Source organism: Methylophaga sulfidovorans (genome assembly GCF_900114205.1).
Taxonomy (GTDB): Bacteria; Pseudomonadota; Gammaproteobacteria; order Nitrosococcales; family Methylophagaceae; genus Methylophaga; species Methylophaga sulfidovorans.
In genome coordinates this window covers 86,726-107,925 of sequence record NZ_FOSH01000004.1, presented here as the reverse complement: position 1 = coordinate 107,925, position 21,200 = coordinate 86,726, and the positions used below count along the sequence as shown (strand labels likewise).

Annotated in this window: 20 protein-coding genes and 1 tRNA gene; 9 read left to right on the top strand and 12 right to left on the bottom strand. The window is 44.0% G+C overall.

Features of this window, described 5'->3' with window-relative positions; all coding sequences use genetic code 11:
- Positions 1 to 34 precede the first annotated feature (34 nt).
- Positions 35 to 466, top strand: coding sequence for an MgtC/SapB family protein (locus BM232_RS04300; protein WP_091711949.1), 432 nt, complete (start codon positions 35 to 37; stop codon positions 464 to 466).
- Between the two features lie 9 nt (positions 467 to 475).
- Here the strand turns inward: BM232_RS04300 and BM232_RS04295 are convergent, their stop codons facing one another.
- Entirely contained in the window at positions 476 to 826 is a 351-nt protein-coding gene (locus BM232_RS04295; protein WP_091711948.1) for a VOC family protein, read from the bottom strand.
- Positions 827 to 1,015: 189 nt separating this feature from the next.
- Here BM232_RS04295 and BM232_RS04290 point away from each other — a divergent pair, with 189 nt between their 5' ends.
- The 5 genes from BM232_RS04290 (at position 1,016) to BM232_RS04270 (ending at position 6,045) form a co-directional block, all read left to right on the top strand.
- Positions 1,016 to 1,582 carry a sigma-70 family RNA polymerase sigma factor gene (locus BM232_RS04290; RefSeq protein ID WP_091711947.1) on the top strand — a complete coding sequence of 189 codons (567 nt, stop codon included), beginning with the start codon at positions 1,016 to 1,018 and terminating at the stop codon, positions 1,580 to 1,582.
- 5 nt (positions 1,583 to 1,587) lie between these two features.
- Positions 1,588 to 2,580 (top strand): FecR family protein, encoded by a 993-nt coding sequence (locus tag BM232_RS04285; RefSeq protein WP_177207247.1) that lies wholly within the window; start codon positions 1,588 to 1,590, stop codon positions 2,578 to 2,580.
- Positions 2,581 to 2,656: 76 nt separating this feature from the next.
- Positions 2,657 to 5,044, top strand: a complete 2,388-nt coding sequence (locus BM232_RS04280; protein ID WP_091711945.1) for a TonB-dependent receptor — start codon at positions 2,657 to 2,659, stop codon at positions 5,042 to 5,044.
- Positions 5,045 to 5,148: 104 nt separating this feature from the next.
- On the top strand, positions 5,149 to 5,589 hold the full coding sequence (locus BM232_RS04275; protein WP_091711944.1) for an acetyltransferase: 441 nt from the start codon (positions 5,149 to 5,151) through the stop codon (positions 5,587 to 5,589).
- Between the two features lie 18 nt (positions 5,590 to 5,607).
- The gene (locus BM232_RS04270) at positions 5,608 to 6,045 is read left to right on the top strand and encodes a GNAT family N-acetyltransferase (RefSeq protein ID WP_091711943.1); all 438 of its coding nucleotides are present in this window, start codon (positions 5,608 to 5,610) and stop codon (positions 6,043 to 6,045) included.
- 34 nt (positions 6,046 to 6,079) lie between these two features.
- Here the strand turns inward: BM232_RS04270 and BM232_RS04265 are convergent, their stop codons facing one another.
- From BM232_RS04265 to BM232_RS04255, 3 genes are all read right to left on the bottom strand, one after another.
- Positions 6,080 to 9,238 (bottom strand): efflux RND transporter permease subunit, encoded by a 3,159-nt coding sequence (locus BM232_RS04265; protein ID WP_091711942.1) that lies wholly within the window; start codon positions 9,236 to 9,238, stop codon positions 6,080 to 6,082.
- Positions 9,239 to 9,250: 12 nt separating this feature from the next.
- Entirely contained in the window at positions 9,251 to 10,333 is a 1,083-nt protein-coding gene (locus BM232_RS04260; RefSeq protein ID WP_091711941.1) for an efflux RND transporter periplasmic adaptor subunit, read from the bottom strand.
- Positions 10,334 to 10,584: 251 nt separating this feature from the next.
- A complete protein-coding gene (locus BM232_RS04255) occupies positions 10,585 to 11,886 on the bottom strand; it encodes a DEAD/DEAH box helicase (RefSeq protein ID WP_091711940.1) in 1,302 nt (433 codons plus the stop codon).
- A gap of 298 nt (positions 11,887 to 12,184) precedes the next feature.
- Here BM232_RS04255 and BM232_RS04250 point away from each other — a divergent pair, with 298 nt between their 5' ends.
- The 3 genes from BM232_RS04250 to BM232_RS04240 all read left to right on the top strand — a co-directional run bounded on the left by BM232_RS04250 (position 12,185) and on the right by BM232_RS04240 (position 14,933).
- Complete coding sequence (locus BM232_RS04250; RefSeq protein WP_091711939.1) at positions 12,185 to 12,913, top strand: plastocyanin/azurin family copper-binding protein; 729 nt, start codon at positions 12,185 to 12,187, stop codon at positions 12,911 to 12,913.
- A gap of 68 nt (positions 12,914 to 12,981) precedes the next feature.
- Positions 12,982 to 14,733, top strand: a complete 1,752-nt coding sequence (gene ycaO / locus BM232_RS04245; RefSeq protein ID WP_091711938.1) for a 30S ribosomal protein S12 methylthiotransferase accessory factor YcaO — start codon at positions 12,982 to 12,984, stop codon at positions 14,731 to 14,733.
- Between the two features lie 123 nt (positions 14,734 to 14,856).
- Positions 14,857 to 14,933: transfer RNA gene (locus tag BM232_RS04240), tRNA-Asp, on the top strand.
- A 187-nt stretch (positions 14,934 to 15,120) separates the two neighbouring features.
- On the opposite strand, the gene BM232_RS04235 is transcribed toward BM232_RS04240, so the two are convergent.
- The 8 genes from BM232_RS04235 to trkA are packed head-to-tail and all read right to left on the bottom strand — an operon-like array spanning position 15,121 to position 21,199.
- Complete coding sequence (locus BM232_RS04235; protein WP_091711937.1) at positions 15,121 to 15,870, bottom strand: HAD family hydrolase; 750 nt, start codon at positions 15,868 to 15,870, stop codon at positions 15,121 to 15,123.
- The gene (locus BM232_RS04230; RefSeq protein ID WP_091711936.1) at positions 15,860 to 16,051 is read right to left on the bottom strand and encodes a DUF3012 domain-containing protein; all 192 of its coding nucleotides are present in this window, start codon (positions 16,049 to 16,051) and stop codon (positions 15,860 to 15,862) included. Before BM232_RS04230 ends, BM232_RS04235 begins: the two co-directional genes overlap by 11 nt.
- 15 nt (positions 16,052 to 16,066) lie before the next feature.
- Positions 16,067 to 17,344, bottom strand: coding sequence for a dihydroorotase (locus BM232_RS04225; RefSeq protein WP_091711935.1), 1,278 nt, complete (start codon positions 17,342 to 17,344; stop codon positions 16,067 to 16,069).
- Positions 17,341 to 18,315, bottom strand: a complete 975-nt coding sequence (locus BM232_RS04220) for an aspartate carbamoyltransferase catalytic subunit (protein WP_091711934.1) — start codon at positions 18,313 to 18,315, stop codon at positions 17,341 to 17,343. The genes BM232_RS04225 and BM232_RS04220 overlap by 4 nt, the downstream gene beginning before the upstream one ends.
- Entirely contained in the window at positions 18,312 to 18,836 is a 525-nt protein-coding gene (pyrR, locus tag BM232_RS04215; protein ID WP_091711933.1) for a bifunctional pyr operon transcriptional regulator/uracil phosphoribosyltransferase PyrR, read from the bottom strand. The genes BM232_RS04220 and pyrR overlap by 4 nt, the downstream gene beginning before the upstream one ends.
- Positions 18,833 to 19,252 (bottom strand): Holliday junction resolvase RuvX, encoded by a 420-nt coding sequence (gene ruvX, locus BM232_RS04210; protein WP_091711932.1) that lies wholly within the window; start codon positions 19,250 to 19,252, stop codon positions 18,833 to 18,835. Before ruvX ends, pyrR begins: the two co-directional genes overlap by 4 nt.
- Entirely contained in the window at positions 19,249 to 19,809 is a 561-nt protein-coding gene (locus BM232_RS04205) for a YqgE/AlgH family protein (protein ID WP_091711931.1), read from the bottom strand. The genes ruvX and BM232_RS04205 overlap by 4 nt, the downstream gene beginning before the upstream one ends.
- 7 nt (positions 19,810 to 19,816) lie before the next feature.
- Positions 19,817 to 21,199: a Trk system potassium transporter TrkA gene (trkA, locus tag BM232_RS04200; protein WP_091711930.1), complete on the bottom strand. Its 1,383-nt coding sequence runs from the start codon at positions 21,197 to 21,199 to the stop codon at positions 19,817 to 19,819.
- Position 21,200: the final 1 nt, after the last annotated feature.

Below are 21,200 nucleotides of genomic sequence, written 5' to 3'. Positions count from 1 at the left end.
GCATGGTGACATTCTGTTTTTATGAGATGTTTTTATGCCCGAGATTAACTTTGAGCAGGTTTGGTTTAATTTATATCAGATAGGCATTGCCTTTATTCTGGCATTACCTATTGCCGTTAACCGTGAATATGTCGATACCGGCGGTGCCGGGTTAAGAACCTATCCGTTAGTTTCTATCGCCTGTTGCTCATTTATGTTGGTAGCAATGGATGTTTATCAGGGAAGTGATGCTGAGGCGCGGGTGATGTATGGCGTCATTACCGGTATGGGCTTTATTGGTGGTGGCGCCATTGTGAAAGAATCTGGCAGAGCGATGGGAACGGCCAACGCTGCCGGTATTTGGCTAACGGGTGCGATAGGTCTTTCCGTGGCATATCGAAGGTATGAAATTGCTATCGTGCTATCACTGATTGGTTTTTTGATATTTCAATTTGGCAGTTATCTGAAAAGGCATAATGAATCATAAAGTTATGGTTTATTCAGACCAGACGGCATATTCATTACCTGTGAGATCGGTAAAGTGAAAACGTCGTCCGCCCGGAAAAGCGAAAATCTCTTTGACAATCTGACCTCCGGCAGCCTTTACGCCTGTTAGTGTTTCCTCCAGAGTCTTGCTATAGAGCACAATCAACACGCTGCCTGATTCTGGCGTAGCTACTAGCGGTGACCGATAAAATCCACCATCGATACCTGCGTCTTCAATGGCGATGTAGTCAGGACCATAATCAATAAATTTCCATCCGAAGGCATCACTGAAAAAAGCTTTGGTCTTATCTAAATCCGATGATGGAATTTCAAGATAGTTAATCTTTCCAGTGTCTTTCATTATTTATCATCACCTCAGGTCGTTTTTAGATAATCAATATAGTTCATACGCTTCTTTCTACAAAGAATTTATATCTTATTCACAGCAATAAGCGTTTCATATTAACGGTATAGAACGGTTTTTATTAAAAACAAAAGGTTGCATAAGAGATAGTTTTTAAATGATAATAGTTATCATTAATGTTTATCTATGGTTCAACCGTTTACTATGTCGACTAATAAACAGATTGTTTTTCATCACCCAGCTCATAAAAACGGTTTCATTTCTTCTTTGTATGAAAATCATCACTATTGGCTGACAGGCTGGTTAAGTAAAAAATTAGGCTGCTCGCAAAACGCCAGAGATCTCACACATGACACCTTTGTTAATGTTATCAGTAAGCAAAATGACTTAACTCAAATTAAAGAACCTCGCCCGTGGTTGCTGACCATTGCCAAGCGTTTATTAATTGATAAACGCCGCCGCTTTTTATTGGAGCAAGCCTATTTAGAAGCGTTAAAACTTAGTCTGGATGATGCTGAGCCAATACCATCAGCAGAAGACGTTTATCTGGCGATCAATGCACTAGATACTATTTCACAGGCTTTGGATAAGTTACCAAAACATGTCAGACAAGCTTTCATTCTCCGACATATTGATGGTTTAACTCAGTCTGCTATTGCTGAACAATTGGGTGTATCAGCAACGATGGTTCAGAAATATCTGATTCAGAGTTTAGTCGCCTGTCAGCAGGTGTTTGAAACAGAATCGTATTAATGGTCATGAGTTCACCAGTTGAAATGAAGGATTCAGAAAACATCTCCACCCAAGCTGCAGAATGGCTTGTGTTAATGACTGATGAAGAAAACCCACCGTCAGCAGCACAAAAACAAGCCTTCCTTGATTGGAAAAATCGGGACCCTCGCCATGCCGATGCTGTGGATAAGTTAAACGCCATGTTAGGCGGCATCCAGCAATTACCCCGAGTAGCATCAAAGGCGGCGTTATCTGTTTCGGTCAATGACAGACATCATCAGCATTCCTGGCAAACCTTGGCAAAGACTTTTGTACTGTTAATGGTTGTTTTTATTCCCATGCTTATTTGGTTGCCAGATAGCGTGACGCTGATAATGGCGGATAAAAAAACAGACGTGGGGCAATGGCAATCATTCACCCTGGCAGATAATTCAGTTATCACACTGAGTAGTGATAGTGCCATTAATGTCGATTTCAATAACGCTCAGCGAACCATTGATTTGTTGAAGGGAGAAATGCGGGTCAAAGTCAGTAAAAATCCCAAACGACCGTTTGTAGTGAAAACAGAGCACGGAAGTCTCACGGCTCTGGGTACAGAGTTTAGTGTAGCTAAGCGTTCCGATTACAGTTTATTAAAAGTGATTGAATCCAGTGTAGCTGCGACCTGTCAGCGAGAAGGTTGTGATGTTAAAGCCCTTCACCCAGGCCAGCAAATTCGTGTTTATGCAGAACACCTGGGTAAGATTGCTGACTTTAATGTCAGCGATGCCAGCCTGATTTGGGACAAACATCAGTTAATGGTGGATGGCATGTCGTTAACTAATGTGCTGACTATTCTGAATCGTTTCCATCATGGCTATTTCTATTTTGATGCTCAGCAGTTAGACAATTATCATGTCTCTGCTGTGTTACCACTGGATAAGCCACAAGAGGCATTAGCCTTATTAGCAGATTCATTACCGATAAAAGTCAGCACGTTAACACCTTGGTGGACAACGATTACTATGGCATCAAAATAATAAAATGATGTTCCTGGTGGTGATTTTCTTATGTCATTCGTCAACGTTAATAAGACAAATGAAATAAGGGAGTCTCATGTTTATCAATCGTTTTCTTTCACCAGCACGGTTTCGTTATAGCCTGATGGTGTTTTTATTAAGCTGGCTTTCCATTGCTTCGGCAGCAGAGAGTGACAAAAAGCCAATTGACATTGCTGCAGGTCTTTTATCAACCAGTCTCACTCAACTTGCCAGTCAGGCAGATATATCCATCGTGGTGAATACCGATCTGGTAAAAAATAAATCAGCAAAAGCAATTAAAGGTTTATACACGCCAGAGAATGCGTTAGCTACATTATTAAGCGGTCATAATCTTAAAGCAGAAAATACCGGGACGGGCTTTGTGATTAAAGCTGTAGCAAATGATGAAGTGGTATTAAATGCTATTGATATCAATGCAGAAGCAGTAAAAAAGTCATTACAAACGGAAAAGTATGCGGGTGGTCAGGTAGCGAAACAAGGTCGTGTCGGTATCTTAGGTAATCGCGATGTGATGGACACGCCATTTAATATGACTAACTTCACCAGTGACTATATTGACAATATACAAGCTGAAACTTTAGCCGATGTGGTGGCGACAGATCCTTCTATAAGAACAGCCCATGTGAGTGGTGGCATGTTGGATTCTTTCCGGATTCGTGGTTTTTCCATGAATGAAGGTAATTCAGGTGATATCGCTTTTGATGGTGTGTACGGTGTGGCTTCTAATTATCGGGTGCTGGCTGATTATGTCGACAGAATTGAAGTCATCAAAGGCCCGGCGTCAATGATCTATGGAATGTCACCAGATAGTAGTGTCGGCGGCAGTATCAATATTGTGCCCAAACGTGCTTTGGATGAAGACTTAACACGGTTTACCGCCTCTTACGCTTCTGATAGCCAGCTAAAAGGGCATCTTGATCTGAGCCGACGTTTTGGTAATGACGAGCAATTTGGGGTCAGATTTAACGGTACTGTCAGTGATGGTCATACCGAACGTGAAAATCAATCACGTGAAGTCGAATCATGGGCATTAGCTTTGGATTATCAAGGCGAAAAACTGAGAATGACCGCCGATCTTATTCATCAAAAAGAAGATCTCGATGCCCCATTACGTCATCTCTGGTTAGGCAGTGGTGTTGATGTGCCATCGGCCCCGGATGGTGAACATAATATTACTCAGGACTGGGAATGGTCGAAGGTTGATGACAAATCATTACTGCTCAAAGCAGAATATGATATCCATGATCAATTAACCTTTTTTGCGGATATTGGTGGTGGCAGAACTCGTGTCTCCAGACTGTTTGGTTATCCCACGATTACTAACGCATCTGGTGATGTCACAGTAACGCCGAGTAATGCGGATTTTAATGTGGATCGATATACCGTCAGCACCGGTCTTAGGGGCTGGTTTGATACAGGTATGGTTAATCACAATATGACGCTGCAATTAACCGAGTATCGTGATCAGCTTGAAAAAGCGACGATCAATGCCAGTTCTTCTTATGTAAATAATCTTTATTCACCAGTAGATCAGACCAAGATTGCTGTGGCGAATCCAGCGCATGCGGCTAGAGTCAGTGAGAGTAGGCTGAGAGGAATTGCCTTAGCGGATACTTTGTCTATATTGGATGACAGAGTGCAACTGACATTAGGCGTCAGAAAGCAGCAGGTGGAATCAGACAGCTTTAATGCCATTACAGGTGCTGTCACCACACATTACAACGAAAGTGCCTTAACACCGATGGTCGGCATTGTATTTAAACCCTGGGAAAATGTATCGCTCTATGCCAACCGCAGTGAAGGTCTGAGCAAAGGCGATATTGCCCCTGATAGTTCAGCGAATGCGGGTGAAGTATTTGAGCCTTATAAAACCAAGCAATATGAAGTAGGAGCTAAGGTAGATTTTGGTGAGTTTACCTCGACAGTCAGCCTGTTTCAGATCGAAAAGCCCAGTTATCAAACAGTAAACAATATCTCGTCGGTTTCGGGCGAGCAACGTAACCGGGGTATTGAAATGAATGTCTTCGGACAATTAACTTCGGATATCCGTGTATTAGGTGGTTTCATGTTGTTGGATGCGGAATTAAATAAAACCAATAATGCTGCAACCAAAGGCAATACACCTGTCGGGGTTGCTGAGCGGCAGGCGAATATCAGTGCCGAGTGGGATATGCCAATGGTGCCAGAATTAACCTGGACGGCAAATCTGATATACACCGGCGAACAATACGTGAATCAGACCAATACTCAGAAGATACCCAGCTGGACCAGGCTCGATTTAGGCGCACGTTATGGTTTGTTGGTGGCCGGTAAAGATGTGACTATTCGTGCCGGTATTCATAATGTCTTTGATCGTGATTACTGGTCTGGTGTTGATACCTGGAGTGGCATGGCTTATGGTGCACCACGTACATTTACAGTCTCTACCACCATCGACTTTTAAGATATGCCTCTCTTGTTATCATGACAAGAGAGGTTTTCTCTATGTTGATGTCATACGTTTTACACTGCAGAATGCTGCTCTGAAAATTTTTGATTGAAATAATAATGTGGATTGAAAAAGCAACAAAAGCAGATTATCAAAAGCTGATAGAAATATGGGAAAGCTCTGTCAGAGCAACTCATGATTTTCTGGCTGAACAGGATCTTCAGGCATTGAAACCATTGATATTGGAAAACTACTTTGATGTGGTTGAGTTAAATATTGCCAAAGGTGATGATGGTGAAATAGTCGGATTTTGTGGTGTGAGTGATGACAATATTGAGATGTTGTTCGTTTCACCAGAAGCAAGAGGACAGGGAGTTGGGGTAAGACTTGCTACTCACGCAATAAACGACCACGGTGCAAATAAGGTCGATGTGAATGAACAAAACAGACAGGCATTAGGCTTTTATGAGCACATTGGCTTTGCCGTGGTTGGACGTTCAGCTGTTGATGGTCAGGGTAAACCTTATCCATTGCTGCATATGCAACTAGCAGAACGTTAACGCTGCCCATATTGAAAAATGAAGATTAAAACAATCACTGCAGATGAAACATTAAGCCTAAGAAGTCAGGTTCTGCGTTCTGATAAACCGCTTTCCCAATGTGTGTTTGAGGGGGATGAGTCAGCGACTACACGACATTTTGGTGCTGTGGATGAAACAGGCAGCATTGCAGGGATTGTATCGGTTTATCTTAACGATAATCCTTTGCTTAAGCAGACCAATACCTACCAAATAAGAGCGATGGCGACAGCGTCAAACTATCGAGGCAAAGGTCTGGGAAACGCGTTATTAAATGCTGCTGAGTGCTATGCAAAATCGCAGGGGGCGAAGTTAATCTGGGCCAATGCCAGAAGTACAGCAATAGGTTTCTATACCCAGTCAGGTTATAGCCTCGCTTCCAAAGAATTTATTATTCCAGATATTGGGCCACACTTTTTAGTGACTAAAGTCTTGTAATAAAGACATTGTTATTCGCTTTTTAGTCCTGATCTTATGTCGTTGATATATCTGTTCTCCTGGCAGAGAAGCGCTTAGCCCAGTTTAATACTGTAATTAATAAGCTGGGTAAAAAGGTCAGCGTGACAATCATTGAACATAAAATCCCAACTAGTACCACAATACCAACACCACGATACAGCTCAGTACCAGCGCCTGGAATAAAGACCAAAGGTGCCAGACCAAATACGGTAGTGGCGGTAGACATCAGAATCGGACGTAAGCGAGTCGCAACCGCCTGATTGACGGCATCACGGACAGACATGGCTTTATCTTCCAAATTTCGTCTTGCCTGCTCAACAATCAAAATCGGGTTGTTAACGACAGTACCCAGCAAAATGACAAAGCCAAGCATGGTAATCATATCGAATGGCTGAATAATCGCGGGTAGACCAAAGATATTTAGCACTGGCCCGGCGGCATTTACCGCCGCTAAGCCAACAATACCACCGGCAATACCTAGAGGTACGGTCGCAAGAATCAGTAGTGGATACCCCCAATGATTAAAGATAGCGACCAGCAGCAAATAAATAAGAATTAAGGCGATGACCAAGTTGCCTGATAAAGATTCACGGGTAGCGTCTAACTGATCGGCTGCACCCGAAATACTGATAGAAACCCCTTTAGCCACTTCCCCCTCAGCCTGCATATTTGGCAGTATTTGGGTGCGAACCTGATTCACGGCAGTTTCCAGTGCAATTTCTCGTGGTGGAATAATCAGTAAGGTGACGGTGCGACGGCCATTCACACGCCGTAATTGGTCGCTGTCTACTGTATCAACAATATTGGCCAGCGCATTTAATGGCAGAACGGTGCCTTGTGGTGTCATGATGGGTACATTAGCCAATGAGGACAGTGTTTGGTTTTGTCCGGCGGTGCTGAAGATGAACATATCAATTTTGTCATCATTCATAAAAAACTCATCCACATAAGCGCCATCACTCAGCGCCGCTACCGTGTAACCAAAATCATCTGCAGACATATTGATCTCGGCCAGCCGATCCCAGTTGGGGCGAATTTCGACTAAAGGCTGATCCAGAGATAGCGCTGAAGGTTCAGATTCAATCTGCGGATTACCAAACAACTTTTCAGCACGTCTCATAGCAAATTCAGCAGTGCTGTAGAGGCTTTCCTGATCCGCACCAGAAATATCGAGATTAACGGCGCGTGTACCACCCTGATTGCTGGAAATAATAGAGCCTCGGTTCGAAAAGCCACGCATTCCCGGATATTCTTTAAACATCGATGTCAGTGCATCCATCATTGCCTGTAAGTCTTTTGGTCTAACAGGTTCACTCAAGATCCAAATTGATCCAGGGTTGATACGTTGGAAGTAATATTTGAGTGCAGGAAGACGGTGCTCACCATCATCAAATTTTTGTGGGTCAGCGTGCAAAGCATCGCTCAAATGCTGGCGGATATCATCTGCCAGGATGTGCATTTCTGGTAAGTTGTAGCCGGGTGGGGCAATCATCATACTGAAAGCTTTGGGTTCCTCACCTTCAGGTAAATACTCCGCAGGTGGCAGAAGATACCAACCAGCGCCCATGGTTCCGGTAAATATAATCATAATAGAAAGAAAACGTTTTAATGGTGAGGTGTTGAGCCAACTGACCATTTTCAGAATTGGGCCAGGGTGGCTTAAATCATCACCGTGATCGCGATCATCTCCAAAACCAACTCGGGCACAAGCTGCAGGAACCACGGCAACAGCAAATAACATGGAGGCCAATATGGCTGTGGATATTGCTATAGCAATATCTGAATAGAGCTGACCGGCTTCTTCATCAACAAATAACACCGGAGCAAAAACGAGTACCGTAGTCATACTCGAAGCAAGTACCGCGGTCCATACTTCTTTCACACCGGTAATCGCGGCTTGAATACGATCCAGGACTCGACGACGGGCCTGTTCAATACTTTCCAGTACCACAATGGTGTTATCTACGGTCATACCAATGGCAAAAGCAATCCCTGCCAGTGAGATAACGTTGATGGTGCGATCAAAAGCCAGCAGACCAATAAAGGCTGCAATCGTACACACCGGCATACCGAGCAGGCCAATAATGGTCGCTCTGCCTGAACGTAAGAATAAATACAGAATAAGCGTTGCCAGAATGGCCCCCAACGCGAGGTTCTGTGTGACCTTTTCTACTGAGGCTTGAACATAACGGACATCATCACCAATCAGGGAAATCGTTAAGCCATTAGGCTCTAGCTGATCATGCCGAATCTCATCGATTTCTTTCAGCATGGCTTGTTTGATATCAATGACATTTGAGCCGGTTTCACGTTTAACAGCCATAGTCAGTGCCGCTTCATCATTGACGATTGAATGACCCCGAACTTCATAATGATCCAAGCGGACTTCAGCTACATCTTTGAGTTTGATATCCGTATTGTTGCGATGCACCAGGGTTAACTCTCTAAGGCTTTCAACGTCTTTGAAACGTCCTACGGTACGAATAAAGTAACGCCGCTTACCATCATCAAGATCACCGGCTGAGGTATCTCTGTTGCGTTCACGAATGGCGTCTCTGACATCAGTTAAGGACAGGCCGCGTTGGGCGAGTTTTGCGGGATCAATATGGATTTGTATTTGTCTTTCAGCACCACCACGAAGTTGAACTTCCGAAACACCAGGAACCCTTTCCATACGTGGTCTGACATCATCATCGATAAAATCAGTGACCATATCCATATCAAGACTCAGCGGATTACCGGGCAGCGGAGTGACTGCAAAATACATAAACGCATTTTCTGAGAAAGAACTACTGTATAGCCTTGGCTGATCGACGTTTTCAGGGTAATTGGAGACCTGACTGAGCGCGTTAGATACTTCTATAAGGGTTTCATTCACATCCACCCCAAACGGAAATTCCAGCTCGATCGTCGCCTGACCGGTATCTGCCAAAGACTCCATTCGAGCCAAGTTAGGCACACTGCGCAGATAACGTTCCTGTTCAATAAGGATTTCTTTTTCAATATCCTGTGGTGTTGCACCAGGCCAACCGGTAACCACACTGATGGTTTGCACATCAAGATCCGGAATCATCTGTACTGGAATACGTTTCGCTGCTGCAATACCCAGTACCATAATGATGAGAACAATAACCGTGAGCAGCTTTCCGTTTCTGATAGGGGCTTCAAGCATAACTAGACCTGATTATTGTTCTGAGTCAATGATGGTAACGCTTTGCCCATCACGTAAAACTTCGTTACCACGAGTAACAACCTTGTCGTCTAGAGTGATGCCAGACAAAATAGTAACGCCCTGACTGCTTTGGGTGCCGATGTGGACTTTATGGCGCTTGGCAACGCCATCTTTTACAACAAACACGCTGTAACCACCGTCAGGATGGAGCAGTAAAGCATCCCTGGGGATAATGATTCGTGGTTGGCTTGGTTGATTATCATTCAAGCCGATAATTGCTTTTGCTGAGGTGCCCGGCAGTAGGCTGATATCACCTGTATCAATAAGGATTCGTACTAAAAAGGCTCTCGCCTGAGGATCGCTGACCGGCACAATGGCATTTATGGTCCCTTTAAAGCGTTTATCGGGGAAAACATCAGGGATAACTTCTACCTGATTTTCACGGTTAATTTCTGAGAAACGCTCCTGAGGTACTTTGACATCCAGTCGGACTTTATTGGTTGCTACCAGTTCAAGCACAGTTGTGCCCCGGTTAACCCATTCACCTGCTTCGGTAAGTTTGGCACTGATAACACCAGAGAATGGAGCAGGAAGATTATGGCGAGATAGTTGTTCCTGAGCTGATGCTTCTGCTGCCTTTGCTGCCATTAGCGCTGCTTCAGTCAGGTTCAGATTGGATAAACGGCTGGCATTTTCACTGGCAGAAATATAATTTTTTTCACGTAAGCCTTTGGCTTCATTCACTAGACGTTGAGCTTCGTTACGCGCTGCTTGTGCTTCAGCTGTGGCGGCTTTGGCCTGAGCCAGAACTTGTTTAGACAAAGCAGGATCAAGTTCCAGTAACAAATCGCCTTTTTTGACTTTACTCCCTGCATCAACCAAGACATTTGATACCAAGCCATCAACACGTGGTGAAAGCATGGCTTGTTTTTCTGCTGTGAGAGTGCCGGAGAGAGTTAAGTTATCACTTACTTTCGATTTTTCCGGCAATATAACTGAGACTGGTGTTTCAGCATAAATTTTTGTGGCGGTTAAAAATCCAGATAGAGCAAATAAAAATATGCAGATTAATTTTAAATAATAATGATTCTTCATATTATTCCGTTTTATCAAATCGTCGCTAACTTAGGTAATAAGTCAGAGCTTAGTTCCCTGATATGTAAATATTTGTTAAGAATTTGATATGAAGGTTACATCGAAAGGTAAATTTTTACTAATCCACTAATTCGTATGGATTTTATTTGTATTATTGATGATGACTTAGCAAGGGTCTAATCAAGCTATTTATTTGCTTGTGTTACGCAGACGCAGAGCGCAAGTTACGCTCTGCATCTAGTAACTAAGTCCTAGCGTGGTTTTTTATTTGTTCTATTGGCTGGCTTGGCCCGTGGCGGACGGCGAGCTGGCCGTTTTGCTGCTGTTGCATTATCAGCATTAGCTCTGGGTGGACGGCGCTTTGCCGGACTACGAGTAGAAGGCGCTTTTTTGCTTATGCTGTAACTATCAGGCACATCATGCGTTGGTTCAAAACCATCCACATACTCACGTTCGAGTTTATTCCCGATAAGTTTTTCAATGTCTTTGAGTTGATCAATTTCATCAGCACTAACTAATGAGATTGCTTCACCCGTAGCACCAGCACGGCCTGTTCGTCCTATTCTATGAACATAATCAGCAGCCACGTTTGGCAGATCAACATTGATTACATGAGGTAGCTGATCAATATCTAAACCCCGGGCGGCGATATCTGTTGCGACCAAAACTTGAATAGCATTGGATTTAAAGTCTGCCAGCGCCCGTGTTCTTGCCCCCTGACTTTTATTACCATGTATGGCAGCTGCTTTCAGGCCATGATCTTCCAGATATTTAGTTAATTTATTGGCGCCATGTTTTGTTTTTGAGAATACTAATACCTGATACCAGTTGTTATCCTGAATAAGCTGGTTCAGCAACGCTGGTTTTTGTTTTTTATCAACAGGAATGATCCACTGTTTCACTTTCTTAGCGGTGGTATTAGCTGGTGCAACAGAAATTTCTACCGGGTTTTTAACCAGGCGTTTTGCCAGATCGCGGATCTCATTAGAGAATGTCGCCGAAAACATTAAGGTCTGACGTTTTTGTGGTAAGAAATTAATGATCTTGCGGATATCGTGGATAAAACCCATATCCAGCATACGATCTGCTTCATCCAGTACTAACACTTCCAGCTCATCAAAACGAATGGCATTTTGTTGATACAGATCCAGAAGACGACCTGGTGTCGCCACTAACACATCAACGCCACGGCGCATTTGCATCATTTGAGGATTGATTTTAACACCGCCAAACACAACAGCGGAGCGTAATGGTAAATATTTACCATAAGTTTTAATGCTTTGTTCGACTTGCGCTGCAAGCTCACGAGTGGGCGTTAAAACAAGCGCACGAGCTTGATTTGCCCGGGCAGGCTTGCCTTCAGATAATTTATGCAAAAGCGGTAAAGTAAACCCAGCGGTCTTGCCTGTACCGGTTTGGGCAGCAGCCATTACATCGTTACCCTGCATGATGGCAGGAATCGCTTTGGCTTGAATTGGGGATGGGGTCGTATAACCTGATTCTGTGACTGCACGTTGTAGTGGCAGAATGAGGCCTAACTCGGAAAATGTCATAATTTACTCAATATAAAGCTTTATAGTGAAAACAGCGTCTTCGCATTATTCAGCGTGTGTTGTTGGATAAGGTTAACAGTCACGGTTTTGTTACATCGACAAGAAGTGATGTAAAAGTGGAGGTTATGCCAGAACGTCTGTTAACACATGGAACTTATTGTTTACCATGAATGTAGGTAATGAAGAGTTCTACTGCTGTAATTATGACAGAGTTTTAATGAGAATATTGTTTTCTCTACACAAAATCGCTAGTCGAGAGTGTTATCATTTGTGTATAAACTTTTATCCAGGAGGAATCATGAAGAAAAAATCGGTCTTAATCGCTATTGTGATTGCATTATTAGCAATCTTTGTTGTGGCAGCCGTCTCTACGGTGTTTGTGAATGATAGTAAAGAACGTTATGCCAATGTCTCATCCAATGAGTCTGATGATGCCGTTGCACCAGCGTCAGTGAAAGATGAGTCAACACAACCATTGGCACAAAATGAAGTCGGTGGAGTGAATGAGACAGCTACCGAGCACATGGAAGATGCGAATGAAGCCGTACCTGAAACCGTTGTAGATGAAGGTGCGATTGCAGAGCCGGATACGATGGAAGACGCGACGACTCCAGTTGAAGAAAAACAAGCTGAAGCGGCACCTGCAGAGCAAACAAAAGCCCCCGCTGAAGCTAAAACACATATTGTGACTGCGGTTGGTCTGAAATACGATCCACTAGTGATTGAAATTCAGCCTGGTGATACTGTCGCTTGGGAAAATATGCCGACACATGACACCCAATCTCTGAAAGGCCTGATTCCGGAAGGTGCTGAAGCATGGCATTCAAAAATGGGTGAAAATTATCAGCGTACGTTTACCGTTGAAGGTATTTATGTATACAAATGTACGCCACACTTTGGCGCTGGCATGGGCGGTGCCATCATCGTTGGTAAGCCTGTCAACCTGGATCAAATCAAAGCGGCTGACGCCAAAGGCGCTGCAGGACGTTTAGTAAGAAAAGCGATTGCTGCTGCTGAAAAAATGTAAAAAACAGCTGATGATGTCAATCAACCCTCTGTTCGTATCGGACAGGGGGTTATTTTTTGGAAAAAATAATGACTCAACAAACATTTATTAAAGGTAAAGATCGTGATCTGGAAACCAGCATTGCGACCATGCAAGCAAAGTTAAAGGTATTTGGTTTTGATGTTGAAGAAGCTTCGTGGCTGAATCCGGTCAGTCATGTTTATTCTGTGCATATACGGGATAAAAGCTGTCCGTTAATGTTTACCAATGGCAAAGGCAGTTCTGCTAAAGCCTGTTTAGCCAGTGCCTTGGGTGAGTATTTTGAGCGCCTAAGTTGCAATTACTTTTTTGCCGATTTTTATCTAGGCGAGCAACATAGCCAGGCACCATTTGTGCATTACCCCAACGAGCGCTGGTTTGTTTCCAATGATGGTGAAATACCAGAAGGTTTATTAGATGAAGGTTTGTGGGATCACTTTGATCCAGAAAGAGCGCTGACCGCAGAGAAATTATTTGATACCAATTCCGGCGTCGGGGATAGAGGGATTTGTGCAGTACCCTATATTCGTCAACGAGATTATCAAACCATTTATTTCCCCGTTAATATCATTGGCAATATTTATGTCAGTAACGGTATGTCAGCCGGTAATACGCAGAATGAGGCACGTGTTCAAGGCTTATCTGAAGTGTTTGAGCGCTATGTGAAAAATCACATTATTGCTGAAGGGATTTGTTTACCGGAAGTGCCTCAGTACGTACTCGACCGATTCCCTAAAATTAAAGCGGCATTGTACGAACTAGAACAACACGGCTATCACCTAAAGGTGGCAGATGCTTCTTTAGGTGGGCAATTCCCGGTGATGAATGTCACTTTGATTAATCCAAAAGATGGCTCTGTGTTTGCTTCTTTTGGTGCTCATCCTAGTTTTGAAGTGGCTTTGGAAAGAACCGTCACCGAGTTACTACAAGGTAGAGGTTTGGATCAGTTAGACGTCTTCCATCCACCGACATTTGATATGGAAGAGGTGGCCTCACCACAAAATCTGGAAATGCACTTTATTGATTCCAGTGGTTATGTGTCTTACGACTTTTTCCGTGATGCGCCGGATTATGACTTTTTTGACTGGGATCATGACGCTCCAACCCGCGATGAATTTACTTATTTGACCGACATCATTCATGAGATGGGGTTTGATATCTATATTGCCGATTATGAGCATCTCGATGTTTATGCCTGCCGTATTCTGGTGCCAGGTATGTCTGATATCTATCCAGTAGATGAGTTGCTTTGGGAAAATAATAATGAAGGCGCTTTATTCCGTGAAGACTTGTTATCGCTGAAGTTTCGTACCAAAGAGCAGTGGCGTGAGTTATTAGTGGCTCTGGAAGATGGTGGCTATAACGACCATACACCTGTTGCTCAGTTTATTGGTTTAGCACCTGATCCAGGTACGCTGTGGTCGACTATTCGTTTAGGCGAAATCAAATTGATGCTGTGTTTAGCTCTTGAAGATGAACAGGCACTGGAGTGGGTGGACTGGTGTTTGTCGCTGGGGCAAGGCGATGAGGCGCAATTACGTTTCTATCGTTGCTTAAAAGCGTTATTGGATATTAAGTGGGATGATGAGCGTGACTATAAAGATTATCAGCACTATTTATCATTAATGTACGGTGAGCAAAATGTACAAGATGGCATCGCCATTGTTGATGCAAAAACAGTTTTCCATCAATTACATACACCCGGTCTGAGCCTGCACGGATTTGAACGCCATAATGCACTGCTAGCTGGGTATGAAAAATTACAAAAAGCCAAAAAAGCGTATTGGGATAAAAGGGATTAATGACAAATTCGAGGCGAGAGAGAAAATTTTTACAGGAAACACTAACACCTTTGTAAAAATTGCTGTATATTCTCTCGCTTCTTCGGCCAACAGACGATTTTTAAGTCTGCCAAGAAGGATAGTGGAGCGGTAGTTCAGTTGGTTAGAATACCGGCCTGTCACGCCGGGGGTCGCGGGTTCGAGTCCCGTCCGCTCCGCCATTATTCCTTTATTCAAACACCCATCTTATTTTTCTATTCTGAGCTGACGCGCTCGCCCTCTTCTCAAATCTGGCTAGGCAAAATTTGTTGTTCTATAAACGTTCGACGAGACTGGATTTAAATATTGGAATATCTATCCAAAATCGAGCCACATATTTGTCGTCATGTTAGTATGTGACTTCGAAGGTTAAAGTTGAGCTATATCTGAGAGCTGAATAAGAGAAATTCTGTCGATGTTATTAGCACTGTCTTTATCTGATGAGGTGTTATAGCCCCAGCCAGCCAGATAGAGCTGAATATCATCGAGACGATCGTCAGTAATGACATTAATGAGTGTGGGTAGCCTATCTTCAATAAACAGAATCTGTGTATTTATTTTTTCCGCATGAAGATCATTCAGGATCTGTTGTTTGCTCATATTTCGATCCAGGCCATAAACCTGTTCAATAGGTAATGAAATCTGATTAGCCTTGAGAATATGATCAACAAAACGCTCTTGTTTTGTGGTAATGATGACCAGGTTATCTGTTGGAATAGAACGAATTTTCTCAGCGATACCATTGAATAATGGGTTCATGGCAATCCAGCTATCGAAGTCATCGTGAATCCACTCATCACGTGTTGAACCAAAAATTTCTTTCAGTTCATCCACAAACATATCATCACGAATCATCAAAGCTTCCATCTGATGATGGAAGGCGGACATGATAGTCTCCACAGCCATGCCTTCATACAATAGTCGCATGATCAGCACAGCTTCATAACCGGTTTCCATGACTGGTCGGACCTGACGGAATTTTTCTGTCAAATCTTCGGGTATGTCTTTTGGCATATCAGCCCATAGTTTTAAAGCTACTTTCCAGCCAGCCATACCGGTTTCGATGGCGCTATCACAGATAACACCATCGAAGTCGAGCGCGTAGAGTTTATTTGTCATTGCTTGGAAAAATACAGTATTGAGTGAAATCAGCCGCTTCATTGGCGGTCCAGTCGCCTTTGGCTTTATCTCTCATCATTTGGCACCAGTCTTCGCTACCTACCTCAGGGCTACAGGCGCTAACCAGGAAAAATGCACCAAGCAGCGCGACAAAGCATAAAACAGTTTTTAGTGATTTCATTTTGTTTCCCTTAACTTAATCTCGTTCATGAACTAAGCGGCCATGAAATAGTGTGTGACTAACCTGATGGTTAAATAACCAGCCTTCAAACGGACTGTTCTTTCCGGCACTAACAAAATTTAATGGCTGGCATTCATATTCTGAATCAGGGTCAATCAGGCAAATATCGGCGACAGCGCCTACTTTCAACTGCCCTGAGTTGATACCCAGAATATCTGCCGGGTTACAGGTTAAAGCCGCTAAAGCGGTATGCAAATTGACCTCGTCATCTTCTACCAACTTCATTGTTAATGGTAATAAGGTTTCAAGACCAGAAATACCAGGTTTTGTTTCTGCAAATGGGCCTAACTTATCGTCTTTATCAAGTGGTTGATGATGAGAGGATATCGCTGATATAACGCCATCACGGACACCTTGTTGCAATTGCTCACGGTCGCGGATACTGCGAAATGGCGGTAAGACATGGCTCAACGCATCATAGTTACCTAGGTCATGCTCGGATAAATGCAGGTGATGTGCACTGACATCAGCAGTGACGGGTAAACCACGATTTTGTGCTTCACGAATTAATTTGACGGCTTTACCAGTAGATAAATTATGAAAGTGAGCACGTACTCCGGTTTGTTCAATCAAAATTAAATCACGACTGACAGCAATGGTCTCGGCACTTTCTGCGATACCGCCTAAACCAAGTCGTGAGCTGACTGCGCCTTCATGTACACAGCCCTGACTTTGTAACCAGGGATCGGAAGCAGTAATAAAGACGGTCATATCCAATGTGGCAGCATAAGACATCGCTCTTTGCATGATGACACTGTTTTTAATTGGAGAGAGTCCATTACTGATACCAACACAACCAGCTGCTTTCAGTCTGGCCATCTCGGCTAATAATTCACTGCCCAGATTCTGGGTCATTGCACCCATGGTTAATACCATGCTGCGACCAGATTTTTTGGCGCGATCGTCAATTAATTCAACGACGGTGGGGTTATCTATTACTGGAGCGGTATCAGGAGGTACGCATACGGTGGTAATGCCTCCTGCAGCAGCTGCCTTAGTTTCTGTCAGGATGGTGGCTGTGTGCTCCTGTCCTGGCTCACGGACTCTAACACTGAGGTCAATAAGGCCTGGGCTTACTATTAAGCCAGTGGCATCTATCGTTTTATCGGCATCAAATCCTTCAAGCTGTTCGCCGATAGCGATAATTTTACCGTCACTGATATAAACATCTTGTCGTGCATCAAATTGACTGGCGGGATCAATAACACGCCCATTTTTTATACGAATCTTCATGCTGGCAGCTCGTTTTGTTCAGATTGTGCACCCATCGCCATGGACATGACAGCCATCCTGACGGCTATTCCATGAGTCACTTGTTCTAATATGACAGACTGCGGACCATCGGCGACTGAAGAAGCAATTTCAACACCGCGATTGATGGGGCCAGGATGCATCACAATAGCGTCAGGTTTAGCGAGTTTGAGTTTATCGTCTGTCAGCCCAAAGCAGTGGAAATACTCCCTAGCACTTGGGATTAAAGCTCCTTGCATACGTTCAAGTTGCAGACGCAGCATAATAACCACATCAACATCCTCTAAGCCCGCTTCCATATCGTGATAGACATGTACGCCAAGTGTTTGGCAATCGGCAGGCAGTAAGGTCTTGGGACCAATAACCCGAATTTCACCCACACCTAAAGTAGATAGTGCCTGAATCTGCGAACGAGCGACCCGTGAGTGCAAAATGTCACCAACAATCGCGACCCGAAGATCCGGGAAGTTGTTTTTATGGCGACGGATGGTAAACATATCAAGCATGGCTTGTGTGGGGTGGGCATGACAGCCATCACCAGCATTAATAACGCTGACATGAGGAGACACATGCTGAGCAATAAATTCAGCTGCACCACTTTGATTGTGTCTGACCACAAACATATCGGTGTGCATTGACTCAAGGTTATGCAGTGTATCCAGCAAACTTTCACCTTTAGAGGTGGCTGAGGTGCTGATATTAAAGTTCATCACATCAGCAGACAAACGCTTAGCCGCCAGCTCAAAGGTTGAGCGGGTACGGGTGCTGTTTTCGAAGAACAGGTTAACGATGGTTTTACCGCGCAGGATAGGGACTTTTTTTACCTGACGATTGGTAATGCCCGAAAATTGTTCTGCACGGTCCATAATTTCAGTCAGTAACGGCTTTTTTAGCCCTTCAATCGTGAGAAAATGGCGTAGCTGACCGTTTTCCGTCAATTGGTTGTTATTCATTCAGCCTTGCCCTTATTTCGATATTCCAACTGTAATCCAGAGCTGTTGATGAGTTTGATATGTTGGCCTTTAGTGACTTCAACAGTTTTCCCGATGATGTCTGCCTGGATAGGCAGTTCACGTCCATTACGGTCAACCAAAACCACCAGGGTGACGCTGGCTGGGCGGCCATAGTCAAAAATCTCATTGAGGGCTGCACGGGTAGTTCGTCCACTATGAAGTACATCATCAACCAGAATCAGATGACGGCCATCGACGGCAAAAGGTAAATCCGAAGGTGTTACCTGAGGATGCATGCCTATGCGGGTGAAATCATCCCGATAATAAGCAATATTAAGGGTGCCGAGCGGGGCGTCGAAAAAGTCGTCACCCAAAATAGCTTGTAAAGCTTTGGCAACCCATACTCCGCCGGTATGAATACCGACGAGTAACGGTTGTTTATCCGCGAATTTATCGCGAATATCTGCTGCCATATCATTGAGCAGGTTCTGAACTTGAGTTTGAGTCAGTGCGATGGTCATTGTTGGTTCAGCCATGATTGAAGTATGAGTTGTGCAGATAACTGATCGACGTCACTGCGTTGACGAGAGTCCATTTTACTGCGGATTCCCATTTGGTCTAGTGCTTCGTATGTTGTCAGTCTTTCATCTTGCCATTCCACAGGAATATTAAAGCGACCATTCAGCCGATTTCCAAAGCGTTTGGCGGCGGCGGTCATTTCTTGCTCAGTGCCATCCATATTCAGAGGAAGACCAACGATGAGCAAATCGGGTTGCCATTCTTTTAGCAGTTTTTCAATTTGTGACCAGTCCGGAATACCATCACGTGCTTTGATTGCGGTCAGTGGATTTGCGGTCGCCGTTAACTCTTGTCCAACGGCTATGCCGATATTTTTCATGCCAAAATCGAAACCAAGTAAGGTTCTGGCTGTACTCATGAATGACCTGCAAAGTTAGACATCAGATTAATATCAACGCCGATGGATTTAGCGGCCGCCTGCCAGCGTTGTTCAGCCGGTGTGGAAAATAATAACTCATGACTGGCTGGAACAGTTAACCAGCTATTTTCCATGAGTTCCTCTTCTAACTGTCCTGCTGACCAGCCAGCGTAGCCCAGAGTGACCAGAGCGTTGGATGGACCTTCATCGGTACCAATAGCTTCTAGAATATCCGTGGATGTGGTCAAGATAACATCTTCAGATAATTGTAAACTCGATTTCCAGGGAGATTGAGCCTGATCATGTATTACCATCCCCTGACCTTTTTGTACCGGTCCGCCAAATAAAACCGGGGTACTTTTTATACTTTCAGATGGATTATCAATATGAAGATGAGATAAGAGTTCTTCTAACATGACTCGGGTCGGTCGGTTAATAATCAGACCCATGGCGCCATTTTTATCATGTTCGCATAGATAAATGACTGAGCGATAAAAAAACGAATCGGCCAGATTAGGCATCGCAATCAGAAAATGGTTTTGTAATGAAGACTCCATAACACTCCTAAAAGAAGGTAAAGCCGACCTGGAATAAACGTTCGACCTCTTTTATATAGCGTTTATTCACTAAAAATAAAATAACGTGGTCTTCAGATTCAATAATGGTTTCATCTTTGGCAATAATGACTTCTTCACCGCGTACAATCGCACCAATGGTCGTTCCTGGTGGTAAGTCGATTTCATCAATGCGGCGACCAACGACAACAGAGGAACTACTGTCACCGTGAGCAATGGCTTCTAAGGCTTCTGCTGCACCACGGCGCAAGGAGTGGACCGCGACAATATCGCCACGACGTATATGGGCCAGCAGACTGCCAATGGTGGCCTGCTGTGGTGATAAGGCAATATCAATACTGCCGCTTTCTACTAAATCAACATAGGCTGCACGATTAATCAGCGATAAAACCTTACTGGCACCAAGTCGTTTTGCCAGCATCGCTGATAAGATATTGGCCTCATCATCATTGGTTAAGGCGCAAAACAGATCGACTTTATCGATTTCTTCTTCGAGTAACAGCTCTTCATTAGCGACATCACCTAACAGCACAATGCTGTTGCTCAACTCTTCTGATAAGAACTCAGCACGATCAGGATTGGCTTCGATTAATTTGATTTGATAATCATGTTCCAGTGCTTTTGCTAAACGGGCACCGATATTACCGCCACCTGCCAGCATAATGCGTTTATAAGGTTTTTCCAGACGACGAAGTTCGCCCATGACAGCGCGAATATCTTTGGTCGCAGCGATGAAAAAGACTTCATCGTCAGCCTGAATGGTGGTGTCACCGGTAGGCGTGATGGGGTGACCATCACGGAAAATGGCAGCAACCCGGGTTTCTGTTTTTGGAATATGCTTGCGTAAATCACGTAATGGATGCCCAACCAACAGTCCACCATGAAAAGCTTTTACAGCGACCAGCTGTACTTTACCTTCAGCAAAATCTAATACCTGTAAAGCATTTGGGTGACTGATCAGACGCTGAATATATTCCGTCACAATTTGTTCAGGGCTAATCAGCATATCAATGGCAATTGACTGCGGATTTTCTTTATCAAATAATTGTGGGGTGGAAAGGTAGCCAGTTGAGCGAATACGGGCAATTTTAGTTGGCGTATTGTAGAGCGTATGACAAATCTGACAGGCCACCATATTCGTTTCATCACTATTGGTTACTGCCAGAATCAAATCAGCATCTTCAGCACCGGCCCTAGCTAAGACATCCGGGTGAGAGGCTTGCCCCTGAATGGTCCGAATATCGTAATGATCCTGAAGTTTGAGTAAGTTGGTGCTATTGGTATCGACAAGGGTGACATCATCGTCTTCACGAGCAAGCGTGGCTGCGACAGAGGCGCCGACTTGACCGGCTCCGAGGATCAGAATCTTCATA